Origin of the sequence: Frankia torreyi (assembly GCF_000948395.1) — a bacterium.
Taxonomy (GTDB): domain Bacteria; phylum Actinomycetota; class Actinomycetes; order Frankiales; family Frankiaceae; genus Frankia; species Frankia torreyi.
Genome location: NZ_JYFN01000075.1, coordinates 12,387 through 29,948, shown reverse-complemented (window position 1 = coordinate 29,948; position 17,562 = coordinate 12,387). Strand labels below are relative to the sequence as shown.

At 71.7% G+C, this 17,562-nt stretch carries 13 protein-coding genes; 6 read left to right on the top strand and 7 right to left on the bottom strand.

The window, feature by feature from the left end:
• Positions 1 to 89: 89 nt before the first annotated feature.
• The 3 genes from FF36_RS27800 to FF36_RS35670 all read right to left on the bottom strand — a co-directional run bounded on the left by FF36_RS27800 (position 90) and on the right by FF36_RS35670 (position 3,189).
• Positions 90 to 1,073: an alpha/beta fold hydrolase gene (locus FF36_RS27800; protein WP_044888161.1), complete on the bottom strand. Its 984-nt coding sequence runs from the start codon at positions 1,071 to 1,073 to the stop codon at positions 90 to 92.
• Positions 1,074 to 1,333: 260 nt separating this feature from the next.
• Positions 1,334 to 3,007, bottom strand: coding sequence for an alpha-amylase family protein (locus tag FF36_RS27795; protein WP_044888160.1), 1,674 nt, complete (start codon positions 3,005 to 3,007; stop codon positions 1,334 to 1,336).
• 11 nt (positions 3,008 to 3,018) lie between these two features.
• Positions 3,019 to 3,189, bottom strand: a complete 171-nt coding sequence (locus tag FF36_RS35670) for a hypothetical protein (protein WP_157867010.1) — start codon at positions 3,187 to 3,189, stop codon at positions 3,019 to 3,021.
• Positions 3,190 to 3,583: 394 nt separating this feature from the next.
• On the opposite strand from FF36_RS35670, the gene FF36_RS27790 reads away from it, so the two are divergent.
• Together FF36_RS27790 and FF36_RS27785 are read left to right on the top strand one after the other, a co-directional pair.
• The gene (locus tag FF36_RS27790; protein WP_044888159.1) at positions 3,584 to 4,042 is read left to right on the top strand and encodes a nuclear transport factor 2 family protein; all 459 of its coding nucleotides are present in this window, start codon (positions 3,584 to 3,586) and stop codon (positions 4,040 to 4,042) included.
• Between the two features lie 37 nt (positions 4,043 to 4,079).
• Positions 4,080 to 5,276: an amidohydrolase family protein gene (locus tag FF36_RS27785; RefSeq protein WP_044888158.1), complete on the top strand. Its 1,197-nt coding sequence runs from the start codon at positions 4,080 to 4,082 to the stop codon at positions 5,274 to 5,276.
• A 74-nt stretch (positions 5,277 to 5,350) separates the two neighbouring features.
• Here the strand turns inward: FF36_RS27785 and FF36_RS27780 are convergent, their stop codons facing one another.
• A complete protein-coding gene (locus FF36_RS27780) occupies positions 5,351 to 5,989 on the bottom strand; it encodes a hypothetical protein (RefSeq protein WP_128423411.1) in 639 nt (212 codons plus the stop codon).
• A 286-nt stretch (positions 5,990 to 6,275) separates the two neighbouring features.
• Between FF36_RS27780 and FF36_RS27775 the strand changes: the two genes are divergently transcribed.
• The 3 genes from FF36_RS27775 (at position 6,276) to FF36_RS27765 (ending at position 10,225) form a co-directional block, all read left to right on the top strand.
• Positions 6,276 to 7,004: a FadR/GntR family transcriptional regulator gene (locus FF36_RS27775; protein WP_236706056.1), complete on the top strand. Its 729-nt coding sequence runs from the start codon at positions 6,276 to 6,278 to the stop codon at positions 7,002 to 7,004.
• Between the two features lie 95 nt (positions 7,005 to 7,099).
• Positions 7,100 to 8,269, top strand: coding sequence for a serine hydrolase domain-containing protein (locus FF36_RS27770; RefSeq protein ID WP_052681532.1), 1,170 nt, complete (start codon positions 7,100 to 7,102; stop codon positions 8,267 to 8,269).
• Positions 8,270 to 8,707: 438 nt separating this feature from the next.
• Positions 8,708 to 10,225, top strand: coding sequence for a helix-turn-helix domain-containing protein (locus tag FF36_RS27765; RefSeq protein WP_242422945.1), 1,518 nt, complete (start codon positions 8,708 to 8,710; stop codon positions 10,223 to 10,225).
• Between the two features lie 27 nt (positions 10,226 to 10,252).
• Here the strand turns inward: FF36_RS27765 and FF36_RS27760 are convergent, their stop codons facing one another.
• Both FF36_RS27760 and FF36_RS27755 read right to left on the bottom strand, forming a co-directional pair.
• A complete protein-coding gene (locus FF36_RS27760; RefSeq protein ID WP_044888155.1) occupies positions 10,253 to 10,885 on the bottom strand; it encodes a GNAT family N-acetyltransferase in 633 nt (210 codons plus the stop codon).
• Between the two features lie 184 nt (positions 10,886 to 11,069).
• A complete protein-coding gene (locus tag FF36_RS27755) occupies positions 11,070 to 14,075 on the bottom strand; it encodes an nSTAND1 domain-containing NTPase (protein ID WP_044888154.1) in 3,006 nt (1,001 codons plus the stop codon).
• Positions 14,076 to 15,082: 1,007 nt separating this feature from the next.
• Between FF36_RS27755 and FF36_RS27750 the strand changes: the two genes are divergently transcribed.
• Positions 15,083 to 16,504, top strand: a complete 1,422-nt coding sequence (locus FF36_RS27750; RefSeq protein ID WP_044888153.1) for a pyridoxal phosphate-dependent decarboxylase family protein — start codon at positions 15,083 to 15,085, stop codon at positions 16,502 to 16,504.
• A gap of 256 nt (positions 16,505 to 16,760) precedes the next feature.
• On the opposite strand, the gene FF36_RS27745 is transcribed toward FF36_RS27750, so the two are convergent.
• Entirely contained in the window at positions 16,761 to 17,402 is a 642-nt protein-coding gene (locus FF36_RS27745; protein ID WP_044888152.1) for an NAD(P)-dependent oxidoreductase, read from the bottom strand.
• Between the last annotated feature and the right edge of the window lie 160 nt (positions 17,403 to 17,562).

The following is a 17,562-nucleotide window of genomic DNA, read 5'->3' as shown; positions in this document are numbered from 1 at the left end:
CCAGCGCCAAGTCCACTGGCACTTCACCACCGCCGACGCCCGCACCAAACTCCGCCACCTATACCCCAAACATTAGTGGCGACGGTCTACTAGGCGCGCTTGCCTGCTCGCGCGGCCTTGGGGATGCGCAGTGTCAGCTTCGTGCGGTGCGGGAAGGTCCGCCGGGCGGGCCGAGCGCGGGCCACCAGCTCGCGGATGCGGGCGCTGACCTTGTGGGGGCGTTCCAGGATGACGGCGTGGCCGGCACCCTTCTCGACCCAGAGTTCGGCCTTGGGTAGGGCCTTGGCCAGCGTGCGGCTGTGCTCCAGGGGGGTCATCACGTCGGCGTCGCCGACGAGCAGCAGGGTGGGGACGTCGCGCAGCGCCGCGGCGGCGGCCAGCCGATCGTGGTCGAGCAGGGTGGGCAGGAAGGCACCCACCACGGGAATCGGGGTGCTCGCGATCATCTCCTCCAGGGCATCGACCACCGGCTCCGGAACCTGGGTCGAGCCGAAGCCGACCCGGCGGGTCAGCGCCCGCGACACGCCGCTGCCCCGCCAGCGGATCCGCTCCAGCAGCGACGGGGCGTGCCGCATCCCGACGGCAACCCCGGGCAGGACGCGGCGCGCCGCCGCGGTGACGGCGGCCGGCAGTCCGAACGCCAGGCGGGTCAGCTCGCCCGCGCTCGTGGACAGCAGGGCCACCGCGATGATCCGGTCGCCAAACAGCTCCGGGTGCGTCTCGGCCAGGCCGAGGACGGTCATCCCGCCCATCGAGTGGCCGATGAGCACGACCGGGCCGGTCGGCACCCGGTCGTCGAGGACCCGATGCAGGTCGTCGGCGAGCTGCGCGATGGTGCAGTGCTCGGCGTCGGACGGGTCGGACCGGCCGTGCGCGCGCTGGTCGTAGCAGACCGTGCGGCCCAGGTCGGCGAGGTCTCGGCGCTGGAAGTGCCAGGCGTCCGCGGTCATGCAGAAGCCGTGAACGAAGACCAGCGTCAGCGCGGCGCCCGGCGGCCCGACCTCGGTGACGTGCAGCCGCACCCCGTCGGACGCGGTCACCGTCGTCTCCCGCGTGGCGTGCGCATCGGCCACCGCGGACTTCGTCGCCCGCCGTGGGCGCCTTGGGCGCTGTGCCTGTTCTGAACGCCGTGCTCGGGGGCGTCGTGGGCGCCGTTTCCCGGGCGGCTCGGCCGCGCCTCGCTCGCTCTGAGCCACCAGACCCACCCTCGCCATCTCCTCGCCACCTGCTCACGCAGGTTATGCCCGTCAAAGGGTTGATTAACGGGTCATAGCCGGTAGGAGAGGAAAGCCGCCCGACCCGTGGGTCGGCCGCGAACCGGTCGGGGTGGCGCTCAGCCTTCGGTGCGCAGCCAGTGGGCGGCGTAGGCGTCGAGGTCCAGGCGCAGGCTCCCGTCGTCGTCCACGGTCCGGACGGCACCGGCCTGCTCGCCGAGCAGCTCGACGAACCGGGTGCCCGCGCCGACCTCCGGCAGCGTGAGCGTGACGTTCGTCGGCGAGGCCGCGAAGTTGTGCAGGGTGAGGACGGCCCGTCCCTCGTGCTCCGTCCAGTGCGCCAGCACGGACGCGGTGTCGTGGTCGAGGGTCGAGCCGGCGCCCCAGGCCAGCTCGGGGCACTGCCGGTAGCGGCGGACCAGCGCGGCCACCCAGGAGAACAGCGAGGTGGGATCGTGGCGCTGGGCCGCCACGTTGACCTTGGCCGGGCCGTACTCGCCCTGCACGACGGGGGCGGGCAGGCGGTCCGACTCCGCGTCCGGGTCCACGGTCGAGAAGCCGCCGTTCGGGCCGTCGGACCACTGCATCGGGACCCGGACCGCCTCCCGGCCGGGGATGTCGAGGTTCTCGCCCATCCCGATCTCCTCGCCGTAGAAGAGCGTCGGCGTGCCGGGCAGGGCGAACAGCAGGCTGTAGACCATGCGGATGCGGGCGGGGTCGCCGTCGAGCATCGGGGGCAGGCGTCGGCGCAGACCTCGGCCGTAGAGCTGCATCTCCTCGCGCGGGCCGAAGGCGGCGAACACCTCCTGGCGCTCGCCGTCGTCGAGTTTGTCCAGGGTGAGCTCGTCGTGGTTGCGGACGAACGTCGCCCAGTGGCCGTCCTTCGGCGCGGGCGGACGGTCGCGCAGCGCCGCGAGCAGCGGTGTCGCGTCGTGGCGGGCCAGCGCCAGGTAGAGCCGCTGCATGCCGGGGAAGTCGAAGCACATTGTGAGCTCGTCGCCGTCCTCGTCACCGAAGAACCGGCGGGTGTCGTCGTAGGGGAGGTTGACCTCGCCGAGCAGGATCACCTCCCCGTCGCGGCGGGAGATGAAGGCGCGCAGATCGCGCAGGTACTCGTGCGGGTCGGGTAGTTCCGCCGCGTCGGGGGCGCCGTCGGTCTCCAGCAGGAACGGCACCGCGTCCACCCGGAAACCGGACAGGCCGAGCTCGATCCAGAAGCCCATGATCCGCGCGATCTCGTCGCGTACCGCGGGGTTCGCCACGTCCAGGTCGGGCTGGTGCTTGTAGAAACGGTGCAGGTAGTACTGACCGGCGGCGTCGTCGTACTGCCAGACGCTGTCCTCCTGATCGGGGAAGACGACGTCGGACGGGCCGTCGGCCGGGGGTTCGTCCCGCCAGACGTAGTAGCTGCGGTACGGGGAATCCCGGCTGCTGCGGGCGCTGACGAACCAGGGGTGCTGGTCGGAGGTGTGGTTGACGACCAGGTCGGCGATGACCCGGATGCCCCGGTCGCGGGCCACCAGGAGGAACTCCACCAGGTCGCCGTGGGTGCCCAGCCGGGGGTCGACGCCGTAGAAGTCGGTGATGTCGTAGCCGTCGTCCCGGTCGGGCGACGGGTAGAAGGGCATCAGCCAGATGCAGGTGACCCCGAGTTCGTGCAGGTAGTCGACCCGTTGGGTGAGACCGCGGAAGTCGCCGCAGCCGTCGCCGTTGCCGTCGGCGAAGGTCTCCACGTCCAGGCAGTAGATGACGGCGTTCTTCCACCACAGGTCGGCGGTCCGGCTCAGTCGCATCGTCGCCCGCCTCAGCCTTCGTCGTGGTGCGGTGCGGGCAGCACCCGGGCGGCGAAGGCGTCGATGAACTCGTCCTGCGGCCTGGCCGAGGGAAATCCGGCCTGCCGCGCCGCTGTGACAGCCTCCAGCAGGCCGCTCGGTGAGATCTGCTCGGGGGACGATGGGATGCCGTAGAAGGTCATTTCGCGGTGTTGCCCCGCGCCCGGCGGACTATCCCTTTTGGTGCGGTCTTATCGATGATCTGCAGGACCATCAGCTAGACGATAGGCGCCGTCAGTTCGCCGGTCCGGGTCAGTGGGTGGCCTGCGGGGCGCTCACTGTCGTGCTTGCGGGACGCTGTCGCCGCCACTATCATCTAGATGATAGGAGGGTGGGCGGCCACCAGCGTGGCGGGCCACGTCAGCGGTCGCCGTGCCGATCGTTCGTCGCTGCGGGCGGCTGTCTGCCTGGGTCACCAGACCGTTCCGAGCGCCGCGCCGACGGGCATGCTCCGGCCGCGGAAGACGTGTCGGGGCCCGACCGGCCCGACCCGGCGAACGGGGTTCCCATGTCCCTACCGGCCACGTCTGGAGCGTTGTGACAAACGAAGAGGTTCGCACGCGGGTGGGGGTCGCCGACCTGCTGGCCAAGTACCAGTTTCTCGCCGACTCGGGCAAGATCCGGCAGTTGTCCCAGCTGTTCACCGCCGATGCCGTGTTTGAGAACAACACCGGACGGCACCGCGGGCCGGCCGGCGTCCTGGAGTTCTTCCGTGACACCAAGGACAGTTTCATCGCGGCCGACCTCATGCCGGCCCGCCACTACCTCGGCTCGATCTACGTCGATCCCCGTCCCGACGGTGGAGCCTCGACCTACGCCTGCTTCCAGTTCGTCGGGACCCGCGGCCTGGACCACTGGGGGACCTACCGCGACGAGATCGTCGAGTCCGCCGGCACCTGGCTGTTCGCCGGCCGCAAGGCCATCGTCGAAGGCTGCGTGCCGGACTCGCCCGTGGTAGCCCTCCTCGGTCTGGCCCCGGCCGGGGCCCGTTCATGAGCGCACCCACCGAAAACCCGGGAAACGGAGTGAGAGAATGACCGCCGCCACGCCGATCGACTTCTCGGTCTATGATGCCGACCAGCATTACTACGAAGTTGCCGACAGCTTCACTCGGCACCTGGATCCGAGGTATTCATATGCGTTTCGCTGGGTCACGGACAAGAATAACGGCCGCACCCAGTTGTTAGTCGGCGACAAAGTCTTCAGGATGATCTCCAATCCCACCTTCGACCCGGTGGGAAAGCCCGGCGCACTCGCGGCCTACTTCCGCGGCGAGAACACCGAGGGCCAGAGCTTCAAGAAGATGATGGGGCGGATGGAACCGATCCGTCCCGAGTACACTCGTCGAGCCGAGCGTGCCGTCGTCATGGCGGACCAGGGGGTGGCGGGTGCATTTCTGCTGCCGACGCTCGCGCTTGGTCTCGAGGAACTGCTCACCGACAACCCCCCGGCGCTGTTCGCCGTCCTCCACGCGCTCAACTCGTGGATCGACGAGGAGTGGGGCTTCGCCCGCGACAAAGTGATCATCGCTCCGCCGGTCCTGAGCCTCATGGACCCCCATCTCGCCGAGGAGGAGCTTCGCTGGGTGATCGAACGCGGGACCAGGGCGATCGTGCTCCGTCCTGCCCCGGTCGTGGGTCCGTACGGAAACCGGTCGCCCGCGGATCCGGTGCACGACCGCTTCTGGTCGATGTGTGAGGACGCGGACGTGGCGGTCGCCTTCCACGCGGCCGACTCGGGGTACGCCGGACACGTGCGGGCCTGGGGCGAGCGCGTCCAGTTCGCCAGCGAAAGCACCTCGGCGCTGGCCGAGGTCCTGTCGGTGCACATTGAGCGCCCCATCACCGAGACGATCGCCGCCGCGATCTGCCACGGCCTGTTCGACCGGCATCCGCGCCTGCGCTTCGCCTCCATCGAGCTGGGCTCCGGCTGGGTGCCCGAACTGCTTCGGCGGCTCCGCCAGTCCTACCGCAAGATTCCGTACGCCTTCGGTGCAGACCCGGTGGAGACGTTCCACGAGCACGTCTATGTCGCGCCGTTCCAGGAGGACAACCTGACCGTTCTCCTGGATCACATGCGCGTGGATCGCGTCCTGTTCGGTTCGGACTGGCCGCATCCCGAGGGTTTCGCTCGGCCCACGGACTTCATCGCGGACATCGCCGAGCTGAGTTCGGTGGACAAGAAGAAGCTGATGTCCGACAACTTCCGTAGCCTGATCACGCTGCCCTGAACGGGCGGGACGGCCGCCATCCACCCCAGCCCCTGCCGGTCGGCATCGGGGGTGTGCCGGGAAAGAGCGCCGACTTACGGCGAGGGCGATTCCGGAACATCGGAGGTATCGGGTACGTCAGGGGGATTGGCCGGCTCGTAGGTTCCGTCACGCCGTGGGCTGATCGGTGGCCACTGCGGGCGGAGCCCCGGCAGGCCGGACAAACTCACGCGCGGCGGGCCGTCGGGCGCCGGCTGGCGCCGCGTGGCGTTGGCCGGGGAGGTGGTGGCTCGGCGCGCGACCGCCGGACGCCGCTGCACCGTCGAACGCCGCTCCGCGGGCGCCCGCCCGCCGGCCGAATCGACCGGGTCTGCCTGCGTGCCCGCACCCGCCGCGGGCGGCTCGGAGGTGATGTCCGCATCGGGCAGATATCCCATGCGCTCGAGCTCGTCGGTGTTCCAGCCGACGTCGAGCGCGGCCTGATACTGAGCCTCGTACGCGAGCGCGGCCTGGTGGGCGCTCTCTCGAGCGGCCTCGACGAGATCGTGTCCCTGCCGGACCGCGGCCTGCACCGCCTCCTCGGCCTGGGCCTGCGCCCGTTCCACAGCAGCGATCGCATCGGTGCGGAGAAGAGCCGCGACGCCGAGTTCGCCGATGGTGGCGATGCGGTTGCTTTTCATGAACTCCGCGAGCGCCGCCTCCATGGCCGCCCGTCGAGCGTGGCTCTCCGTCATCGCTGCGCCGCCTTCGCCGTCGAGCCGTACGCACGCTGCCGCCTGCCCTGCCCTGCCCTGGCCTGACCTGGCCGGAGGCGCTCAGGTCAAGGGTAGCAAGGGCCTCCTGGCCGCCCTGGCTCGCGAGATTCGGCCCTGGGCCGCGAGATGCGACCGCTGGGCGCGCTATTATCTAGACGATGTGGATCTAAGCGTAAGATGATTAGGTGATGGGATGCCCGCTATAACCAGCGCTCGAGGCTATGGGGCATCGGCCCGTGCCGTGTACCGGGATCGCGCCCCGAAGATGTCGGAGCTCATTGCGGCGCATCTTCGTCACCAGATCGTCAGCGGTGAGCTGCGCGCCGGTGACACGCTCCCGGCGGAAAACGAGCTCCTGACGCACTTCGACGTTTCTCGTCCGACCCTGCGTGAGGCGTTCCGGATCCTCGAGGCGGAGTCCCTGCTGATCGTGCGGCGCGGCAACCGCGGCGGCGCGGAGGTGACGGTGCCCGACCTGTCGGTCGCCGCGCGCCATGTCGGCGTGCTGCTGCAACTGAGCGGGACCACCATCGAGGACGTGCACGAGGCCCGGGCCGTGCTTGAGCCCGCGGCCGCGCGGATGCTCGCCCTGCGACGAACCGATCAGGATCTCGCCGATCTCCGCGACTGCATCGAGAATCTGCGCGCGGCCACCGAGGAACACACCGACCCCTTCGTCTGGTTCGAGACCGGCTACGTCTTCCACGACCTGGTCGTCGAACGGGCGGGTAACCGGACCCTGGCGATCGAGGCCGGAATCCTCCGTGAGGTCATCACGACCCATGTCGCCGCGGCCATCTCGCGTACCTCCGAGGAGCCACAGACCCGCCAGGCGTTCCGGAAGACCATCCGTGCCTACACCCGCCTCGTCTCCCTCATCGAGGCGCGCGACGCGCCCGGAGCGGAGGAGTACTGGCGCAAGCACATGGAGGTGTCCGCCCGGATCCTGCTGCGTGACGCGCGGGCCAGGATGGTTGTCGACCTGTTCGACTGAGCGTCCGCGACCCGCGCCGGTGCACCCGAGTCGGGGCGCGGCGGGCGAAGGTGTCGGACCCCGGTCGTAGCCTCCCCGTGAGCGAGGGAGGACCGATGACACGGCAGGACAGCGGCGCGGTGGCGCCAGCCGCCGCGGATTTCGAGTGGGTCTGGCGGGTGCCGGACGGGCAGGTCGCGTCCGGGCGGATCCCCGGCTACGTCGGCGCGCTGCGGATCGGTGGGCGGGTCGAGGTGCGTGCAGGTGGGCGGATGGCGCTCGGGTCGGCGAGCGCGCCGATGGCGGCGGACACGCGCTTCCGGCTCGCCTCGCTGACCAAGCTGACTTCGGGGGTGCTCGCGCTCGGCCTCGAGCACGACGGGCTGTTCGGCCTCGACGATCCGGTGGCCCGCTGGCTGCCGGAGGCGGCGGCCCCGCGGGTGCTGGTGGCCCCGGACGCGCCGCTCGACCGCACCGTCGAGGCGTGCCGGCCGATCACCGTCCGGCACCTGCTGACCCTGACCTGCGGCTGGGGCGCGGTGCTGGCGCAGACCCCGCTACAGGCGGAGATGCTGCGCCGGGGGGTCTTCCCTGGGCCGCTGACGCCGCGGATGTCCGTCGACGAGTTCGTCGCCAGGGTCACCGGGCTGCCGCTGGCGTTCCAGCCGGGCGAGGGCTGGCTGTACGACACCGGCATCGACCTGCTCGGCGTGCTGCTCGCCCGCTGCGCCGGGCGCCCGCTGTCCGAGCTGGTCGCCGAGCGGATCACCGGCCCGCTCGCCATGGCGTCCACCGGGTTCTGGGAGCCGGACCCGAGCCGGCTCGCGACGGCCTACCGGCCCGGGCCCGACGGGCTTGAGGTGCTGGACGCCGCCGACGGCGAGTTCGCCCGCCCGCCCGCCTTCGAGGAGCTCAGCTCCGGGCTGGTGTCCACCGCGCCCGATGTCCTGCGGTTCCTGTGCGCGCTCGCGGACGGCGGCGGCCCGCTGCTGCCGGCCGGCGCGGTGGCGCGGATGACCGCCGACGCGCTGACCGGCGCCCAGCGCGACCAGGCCCGGCCGATCGTCGGTCCCGGCGGGTCGTGGGGCCTGGGTACCGGCCTGGACGTCGAGTCCGCCGAGCCGTGGATGGCCCCCGGGCGCTGGGGCTGGGACGGCGGGACGGGAACCACCGGCCACGTCGACCCGACCCGCGACACCGTCGGCGTCCTGCTCACCCAGCGGGCGATGACCGGCCCCCTGGACGGCTTCGGTGAGTTCTGGACGGCGGTCGCCGCCACCCGATGACGCCGGCGGGCGGGTCGCTTCGTGCAGCAGGACGGCGGCCTCCAGCGCGGCCAGAACCAGTCTCACCGAGCCGGGGAGCGGGAGGAACGGCACCAGGACAGTCAGCAGCCGGACAAGACGGTGCACCCGTCTTCCACGGGTCGGCTGGCCGCTCGTGATCCGGGTCCACCCGATTCTTGTGAACAATGGTCTGGTCATGGCACCTCCGGCGGGAATAGGCAGTCCCTTTACGGGTCCTCCGATTGGTATCACCGGGGGTGATTGGCGGAATGTGCGTTGCGTGGTTGTGAGCGTGCAGGCCGATGCGCCACAGATTTTTGCGCGAGCGGCGCACAATCGGTGGCGGACTGATTCCCGGGTCGCCGTCGGTCGGTCTATGATCTGCCCAGTCCGTGAGATGTGCGGCGAGCGCGTCCGGCGGAAATGCGGGGGGTGGCCGTGGCCAGACAGCATCCGGCCAGGTGCGGGCGGGACATCCGGGCGCGGCTGGCGAAGGCAGGCGTGGGCGTGCCGGAGACGGCCGACGCCGTTCATCGTCATTGCGGGGTGAGCCGGTTGCGGGCATACCGGCTGGCCTACGGCTGGACGCAGCAGGAACTCGTGCGGCGGATCCGCGAGCACGAGACCGAGGCAGGGCGCAGCGATCCGCCGCTCGGGCATCAGCGGATATCGAGATGGGAACGCGGTGAACGGCCGTCACCCCGGTATCTCGACGCGCTGTGCGCCGTGCTGCGCACGCGCCCGGATCGGCTCGGTTTCGGATTGGACGGCTCCGCCCACGACATCGTCCCCGCCCCGGCCGGATCGTTCTGGGCGGATTCGATCGTGCCGGCTCAGGTCCGGTACGGGCATGCCGCGGGGCCTGACGCGCCGCCACCGGCCGTGGGAGCCACCGGTCCGGAAGCGCCGTGGTCCGCCGTTCCGCTTTCCGATCCCGCCGGGTCGGCGGCGGCCGTGCTGGCGCGTGCGGGGGAGCTTCGGGACACCCTGGACCGGTCGCTGTGGGTCGAGGTACCGGCCGAGCAGGTCGACCGTCTCGACGAGATGGTGCGTGACCAGGGATTCCGGTACCGCGTGGAGCCGGTGATCGGGATGATCGGTGACCTGTCCGTCGACCTGGCCGAGGTCGGCCGGCTGGTGGGCCGGCGCCAGCCGCTTTACCAGCAGCGCAGGCTGCGCGGCGTCGCCGCGAAGCTGGCCGGCATCACCGCCCTGTCGTTCTCCGACCTGGGGCACCGGGCCGAGATGCGCGGCTGGTTCGAGACGGCGTACCGCAACGCGAGCGAGCACGGCGCCGCGGAGCTGCTCGCCTGGGTGGTGGCGAAACGGGCCAAGTCCGAGCTGGAGAACGGCGCGTCCGCCCAGCTCGTGCTCACGATCGCCGCGCGGGCGGAGGCGCTCGCCGGCCGCACTCCGAGCGCCGGAAAGCTGATCGCCGTCACGATGCAGGCCCGGGCGTTGGGCGTGCAGAAAAAGCTGCCCGACGTCCTGCGGCGAGCCCGGCAGGCGCTGGACCTGTTCGACCGACTCGACCCGGAGGCCACCAGCAGCAGCGTGCTCGCGATGAGCGAACAGCAGCTCCACCTCTACCTAGCCGATGCGCTGCTCGCCGCCGGCGACTGGCGCCGCAGCCTGCCGCACTTCGATCGTGCGGTGCGCCTGTTCCCGCCGGGTGAGCCACGCGACCCGGTGCTCACCCGGATCAACCAGGCCGGAGCGCTGATCCTCGGCGCGCAGGTCGACACCGGCTGCGAGCAGATCATCCGGGAACTGACCGGAATCGCCGACCATTGGCGCAGCCCGCTCGTGTTGCGCTGGGCCGTCGACGGGTTACGGCGCGTGCCCGAGCGGTATCGCGGCCAGTCCGCCGTCCGCGAGCTGCGGGACCTGATCGCGACCCTCACGCCGATCGGGTCGATGGGGCCGATGGGACCAGGGGCGGCGATCGAGTTGTGAGCTCGGCGTCCCGCTGGAGCTCGCCGGCTAGCCGACCGACCGGGCGCTGTCCGAGCTGCGCGCGGCGGGGCTGTGCCGCTCTCTGGATAAGGACCGGTCGGCGGTCGCGGTGCGGGCGTACCACTCCTGGCGGGTCATCGTGTAGACGTTGCTGGCCAGCCACGGGCCGACGTCGGCGATCCCGCGGAAGGTCATCCCGAGCCGGTGGGCGATCGCGTTCATGCCGGCGTTGTCCCGGTGCGTCGAGGTGATCAGCTCGTCCACCGTGAGCCGTTCGAAGCCGAATTCCAGCGATGCCCGGACCGCCTCCGTACCGAGCCCCTGACCCCAGTGGTCCCGGCGGATGGACACGGCGACCTCGATCCCCGGCCAACCGTCCGCGAAATAGGCCCCGGCCCGGCCGAGGAACTCCCCGCTGCCCCGTTCCTCGACCGCCCACATGCCGTAACCGTGGATCGTCCACATGCCGATGAGGTGGGTGACGAGACGTTCCGTGCCGGCCAACCCGAACGGGCCGCCGAGATAACGCATCGTCTCCGGGTCGGCGTTCATCGCGGCGTACGGGTGCAGATCCTCGGGCCGCCAGCCGCGCAGGATCAACCGGGAGGTGATGACAGTCGGTATCTCGAATCGGGTGGGCAGTCCGTATGTCAACGTCATGTAAATGATGGTCCGCTGACAGACACCGGTCGGGAAGCACCCGGTGCGACCGATTCACCGCGCCCTGTCGCTGACCTTGTCCGGTATGGGCTGGATTGGTATTGGCGGGTGGTCGAAAGAGGGAGGTCCCGGTCCCGAGGCCGGTCGGGTTCGGCGCCGGCGCGACGGCTCGCGAATCGGCGGGTCATTGCGCGCAGGTGGGGTGGTAGGGGACACCGGGCAGGTAGAACTGCCAGGACGAGGCGTCCAGGCCGCCCCCGGCCTCGGTGCACGCCGCGGTGACCACCTGTTGCCGGGAGGCGCTCACGGTGGACACCCGCCACAGCCGGAGCATTCCGTCGTTGCCACCCGAGGCCAGCACGCTGCCGTCCCGGGAGAAGGCGAGCGAGAACACCGCGTGGGTGTGTCCCGTCAGTGGCAGTCCGATGGGGCGCAGGCTGGGCGCCGGCAGATCGCGGCCATCGCGAGCGGAGGTGTCCGATCCGTCGCCGGCCCGGCCTTCCCCTCCTTCCTGCTCCGGGGGAACCTTGGTTTTCTCGAACTCGCTCGCGCAGGCGTCGAGGGCCGGGCGCCCGATGCGGTCCGCGGCATCGGCGGTGGCGGGGGGAAGCCGGGCGGCGGTGCGGGCGTCCCACAGGCGCACGTCGCGCCCGGAGCCGACGGCGAGGATGCCGCCGTCGGGAGAGAACCTGACCGCCCGCGCCTCCCCGGGGCCGGCGGGCAGCCAGCCCAGGAGGTGGCGGTCGCCAGTCCCGCCGCCGACGGACCACAGACTGACTCCGCCGAGCTCCTCGCCGACCGCCTCGACGGGGGCGGCGGGGGATCGGTCGACGCAGGTGTCGACCGGTCCGAGGGCGGGGGCCGGCCGGCCGGCCGGCTGCGGCCGCGCCGAGTCGCCGATGTCCCAGGCCATCCGGGTGCGGTCGAAGCTGGTCGCGACCAGCAGCCGTCCGTTCGCCGAGAACGTCACCGCGGTCACCAGGCTGTGCAGGCCCGTCAGCGGCGGCCCGACGCGCCGAGGCTGATCCGGGCCGGCCGCGACCGACCACAGCAGCACCGATGCGTCCGCGCCGCCGGTGGCCAGCAGTTGCCCGTCGGGGGAGAACGCCACGGCGGTGACGGGGCTGCCGTTGGCCAGTGTCGTCCGGCTGCTGGCCAGGGTCTGGAGGCGTTCCTGGCTGGCGGCGTCCGGATGCACCGCCCAGGCGGCGAGCGACAGCCGCAGCGCGCGGATCCGGTCCGTCGCGCTCACGTCGTCCGCCCTGGTCAGCAGGGCCTGGGCGATCACCGCCCGCTGGGCGCGTTCGGCGGCGTGCTGCGCCTGCCGGGCGGAGACGCCCTGCCAGCCGGCGGTTGCGGCGCCGGCGAGCGTCACCACGAGCAGGACGGCCAGCACCGCGATCGTCCGGCGCCGGCGCCGGCGGTCCCGGCGGCGCGCCGCCTCGACGCGACGGTGGCACTCGGCGAGAAACCGCCGTCCGGCGTTGTTGAGGTTCACGACCGGCCGCCCGCCCGCCCGGAAACGGTCGTAGGACCCCCACAGAATGGTCGTGGCGGCGGTGAGCCGGTCGACGTCCCACAGCGGGCCGCCGTGTGCCCGGGCCGCGGCGGCCCGCTCGACCTGCCCCTCGCTGAGCAGCGCGGCCTCCCGCTCGCGGATCGCCGCGTCCAGCGGTGGCCAGACGGAGAGCAGCGCCTCGTGGACGACGCCGACGCCGGCGCCGCCGAGGCTGTCGCTGGCCGTCGACAGCAACCGCTGCTCCACGAAGACGCCGAACGCGGTGCGCATGGCCTCCGACGGCAGCTCCGCCACCTCTATGCGGCGCCGAGTGCGTCGGCCCCCCTCGTCCAGGGTGGCGAGCTCCGCCATGCCGGCGAGGATCTCCTCCCTGGGCAGGCGGGCGGCGGCCACCGCCTCGTCGAGCACGGCGTCCGCCCGGCGCGCCAGCGCCCCGCGCACCCCACCGAGCTCCTCGTAGCGCTGCGCGGACAGCCGTCCGCCGCGGGTCTGGTTGCGGGCCAGCTCGTGCAGGGTGAAGGCCAGCAACGGCAGCGCCTCGCCGCCGTCGGTATCGGCGACCATCTGGCTGACCAGCTCCGGCTCCACCGACAGCCCGGCGACCCGGGCCGGCTCGGTGATCACGACGCTGAGCATGTCGCGCGCGAGCGGCCGCAGGGGAAAGGCGTGCAGGTGGGCGCCGTGCAGCTCGGGCAGCGCGAACAACTGGTCCTGGAACTCCGAACGGACCGCGATGACGACCCGGATGGGACCGTCGAGCCCGTGGGAGAGCACCCCGGCGAACCGGGCCCGCTCGGCGGCGTCCGCACGGGTGAACAGCTCCTCGCCCTGATCGACGACGAGTAGGAGCCGGTCCCGGTGCTGGCCGTAGCCCGCGCTCAGCAGTTCCTCGGCGAGCCCGACCAGGGCGCGGTCGTCGGTGGCCAGCCGCTGGTGGACCTCGGCCGGATCCCAGTGCAGCCCGATGCGGATCGCCGTCTGCGTGAGGGCCCGCGCCAGCTTGTTGATCGGGTCGTGGCCGGGCAGGAACGGATCGGCGACCTCCCAGCCGGGCTCGGCCCCCAGCCGCGCCGTCAACCCCGCCGTGACCAGCGACGACTTCCCGCACCCGGACCCGCCGACGACGAGCAGCAGCCGCCGGTCGCTCAGCGCGCGCAGCCGGTGGGTCAGCCGGCGAAGCTCGTCGGCGCGCCCGTAGAAGACCCGGGCCATGTCCCGGGTGAACGGCCGCAGCCCCGGGAACGGCGAGCGGTCCCACGCCCAGCCCAGGCCCCCGGCGGCGTCCACCCGCCGCAGCGGGCCATCCAGATCGCCGATCCACCCGCCGTTGTCGACGACGGCGACGTGCTGGCGGTCGTCGAGCAGCGGCGAGGCCACCCCCGCCTGCGCCCGCAGCGGCAGCAGCAGGCTCCCGACCTCGTGGGCGATCCCGATTTCGTAGGCACACCAGGGGGAGGCGTTGTAGGCCTCGGTCACGACACAGATGACGGCGTCCGCGGCCCGCAACTCCTGGTGCAGGCGCTCCTTCCAGACCTCGCCCGGCCGGATTCCCGTCCGGAGGTCGCGGGCCAGGAATGCCCGATGGCCGAGATCGGCCAGCGTGCGGTAGATCCGGTCGGCCAACTCCGCGTCCGAGCTGGCGTGGCTGACGAAGACGCGCGCCACTCTCATCCCCAGTAATCGCCGCGCACATTGCCGTGCAAACGCGGTAGGGCGTTGATACTACCGCTCCGGAGTACCGCGCGGCCGGTACAAATACGGGTTTGCGGCCGGCGGTGGCCAACCGGTCGCGGGGAAAATCTCGCAATCGGACCCGCCGCCGGCGGAGTATCAGCTTAAGCGCGGATGAACAGATGATGGAGCGCGGGGAAATAATGGATAACCGGACGCCGGAGCCGGTTATCCGCGCCCCCGAGCCGGCCCGCCCGCCATCTCCACCGCCCGGGTACGGCCGCGGCGGGATCTCGTCGATCGTGCCGCCTCGCCCCGTCACTCCGTGCCCCGCCGCTCCGTGCGCCGTGGCTCCGTGCGCCGCCGGATGCGGCGTGCGGTGAGCCGGCGGCCGTGCCGTGGTGGCCGTCACCTGATCTCACGACGCCGCCGCACTCGGGCATGGCGCGGGCCACCCGACGCCCACCCCCGTGCGGCCGTGCCGTGAAATCGCCTTCGCGGCGGCGCTTCGTACGAAGATTGCCCCGCCATACGGCACCTGTCCCTGCCCCGCGCGGGGGACGCGGCCGCTAATCCGGCGATCCGGCCGCACACCCGGGCGCCGTTCATGGCATGCTCGGTTTCCGACGGTAGGAGCAGGCGCCGACCAGTCCGGTTCGGGTTGATCGGCGAGGCTTCTCACCTGCGACGGTCCGCCGTCGTGGATGTTGCCGGTTTTGCCGTCGTGTTGACGTGAGTCCTCATCGTGGAGGTTTGTTGTGAAGCGTGTCGGAGCGATTGTTCTGCTGGTTGCACTCGTGGGTGGCGGCTTCCTCTTCCGCCGGCAGCGCGGCAAGCAGGACGCATAGGTCCGCGCCGCGTCGGCGCCGATCGGCGGGAATCCACCGCGTGCCTCGATGAGGCACGACAATCGGTCCCGCCGGGTTCGGTCGTGCCGGGTTCGGTCGTGATCGGATCGCCGCTTCGGTGGTCGCCTGTCGAGCAACGTGTTGTGAGACGGTCCGTACGTGCATCAGTTTGACGCCGAGACAGCCGATCTCCTGCGGGCGATCTTCGACTTCACCGGGGTCCGCCTCGGCTTCGATCCGGTTCCCCTGGACGGTCCGGCGACACCGGCGGAACTGTCCGCCAGGGCCGGCCGGACGATCACGGCGGACGGGATCGGTGGTCGCCGAGCCCTGGAGATCTTCGACGAGGTGCTCTCGCGCGCCTGCATCTCGGCGGACCATCCGCGCAACCTCGCCTTCATCCCCGCGGCCCCGACCCGGTTGTCGGTGCTGTTCGACGTGGTGGTCGGCGCGTCATCCATCTATGGCGGAAGCTGGATGGAGGGTGCGGGCGCGGTCCACGCCGAGAACGAGACGCTGCGTTGGCTGGCCGACCTCGCCGGTCTGCCCGACACGGCCGGTGGTGTGTTCGTGCCCGGTGGCACGGTCGGCAACCTGTCCGCGCTTGTCGCCGCCCGCCAGGCCGTCCGGGCGCGGCTGGCCGCCGAGGGTCGGCCGATGCCGGCGCGCTGGCGCTTCGTCTGCGGGGCGGAGGCCCATTCGTCGCTCTACCAGGCGGCGATGGTGCTCGACGCGGACATCGTGGCCGTGCCGACGGGGGAGGAGGGCAGGCTCACCGGCCCGCTGCTCGCCGCCGCGCTCGACGACCTCGCCGGCCAGCGCGACCCGGCCGAACAGCGCGACCCGGCCGGACAGGGCGATGCCGCCGCGCACGACGGGGTCTTCGCCGTCGTGGCGACCGCGGGGACGACCCAGTTCGGCATCGTCGACGACCTGCGGGGCGTGGTCGACGTCTGCCGCGACCGGGGCCTGTGGGTGCACGCGGACGGCGCCTACGGCCTGGCGGCGCTCGCCGCGCCCTCGGCTCGGCCGCTGTTCGACGGGATCGCCGACGTCGACTCGTTCATCGTCGATCCGCACAAGTGGCTGTTCGCGCCGTTCGACGCCTGCGCGCTGATCTACCGCGATCCCGCCCTGGCCCGGGCGGCGCACGGTCCGCAGCGGGCCGGCTATCTCGACGTGCTCGACTCGGCCGCCAACTGGAATCCGTCCGACTACGCCATCGGGCTGTCCCGGCGGGCCCGCGGGCTGCCGTTGTGGTTCTCCCTGGCGGCGCACGGCACCCGCGCCTACGCCGAGGCGATCGAGACCACGCTGGCCACGACGCGGGCGGCGGCGGCGCAGATCGCGGCGCGGCCCGAGCTGGAACTCGTCCGCCCGGCGGAGCTTTCCGTGGTGGTGTTCCGCCGGCTCGGCTGGCGGGACGCCGACTATCACCGGTGGAGCGACAACCTGCTCCGTGCGGGATTCGCCTTCGTGCCGCCCACCCGGCACGACGGGGAGACCGTCGCCCGCTTTGCCGTCGTCAATCCGCGCACCACCCCGGCCGACATCGAGGCTATTCTCGACACGATGGCCTGACCGCGATCGCGATAGGCGGTTTTCGGTGCCGGCAACCGCGGCTCGTGCTGCGCGGTTCCCGTGGCACGGTCCCGCGCCGGACATAGTTGGGCGGTGCGGGTCCCTTTCGACCCGCGCCGCCCAGGCGCGGCAACCGGCGGGCAGCCGTCGCCATTCACCGCCCGGCATCGTCGGCGGTCCGGCGTCGGCGGCGGTGAGCCCGCCGGTGCCACGCATTAACCCTGGCTTCGCCCGGGCTGCGCTTCAGGCGGGAACGTCAGTTGCCCACCGTGAAACGACGGTTGCGGTTACGCGGCTTCTCGACCTCGTCGACGGCGGCGATCGCGAAGTCCTCGTAGGAGATGCCGATCTCGCCCTGAGCGTCCACCACGGGCCGGTCGTTGCCGGTGCGGTAGGCGCCCCGACGCTGCCCCTGGCCCAGGTTGCGCGGCGGCGGGGCGATGGCTGCCCAGCGCACGTTGCGCGCGCCCCGGTACACGTCGAGCGCGTCCACCTGGTCGAGCGCGTCCTTGCGCTCGGCGGCGGGGAAGTCCGGGCTGTCCACGAGCCGCTGGCCGTTGTCGTCCTCCAGGGTCCCGCCGCTGGAGACGTGCAGAACGGCCGGAGCCTGGTCGCCGATGCGGGGCAGGACGTCGACGAGGGTACGCGCGGCGTTCGCGTGCACCGGACGGTCGACACCACCCACCGCCACGACGATGGCGTCCGCCTCCTGCGCCAGGCGCTGCACGGAATCGCGCGACGTGGCGTCGCCCTCGACCGCGTTGGCCTTGCGCGGAAGCTTCTTCACGCGGGCCGCGTCGACCTCGACCGCGGTGACCTCGTGTCCCCGTCGAATTGCTTCGTCGGTGATGCGGCGCCCGATCTGACCACCGGCACCAAAAATGACGATCCTCGCCATGCCATTGCCTCCGACTCGCCGGTCGTGCAACTGATGGATAGTCGTGCGTGTGCTGAATGGCGTCGTCGCCCCATCGCGCCGGCGCCATGGTCAGTAAATGAATTACTGTCCGCGCTGACTATTTCACGCTCCGCGTCCACCGCAAGTTGACGTCGACCGG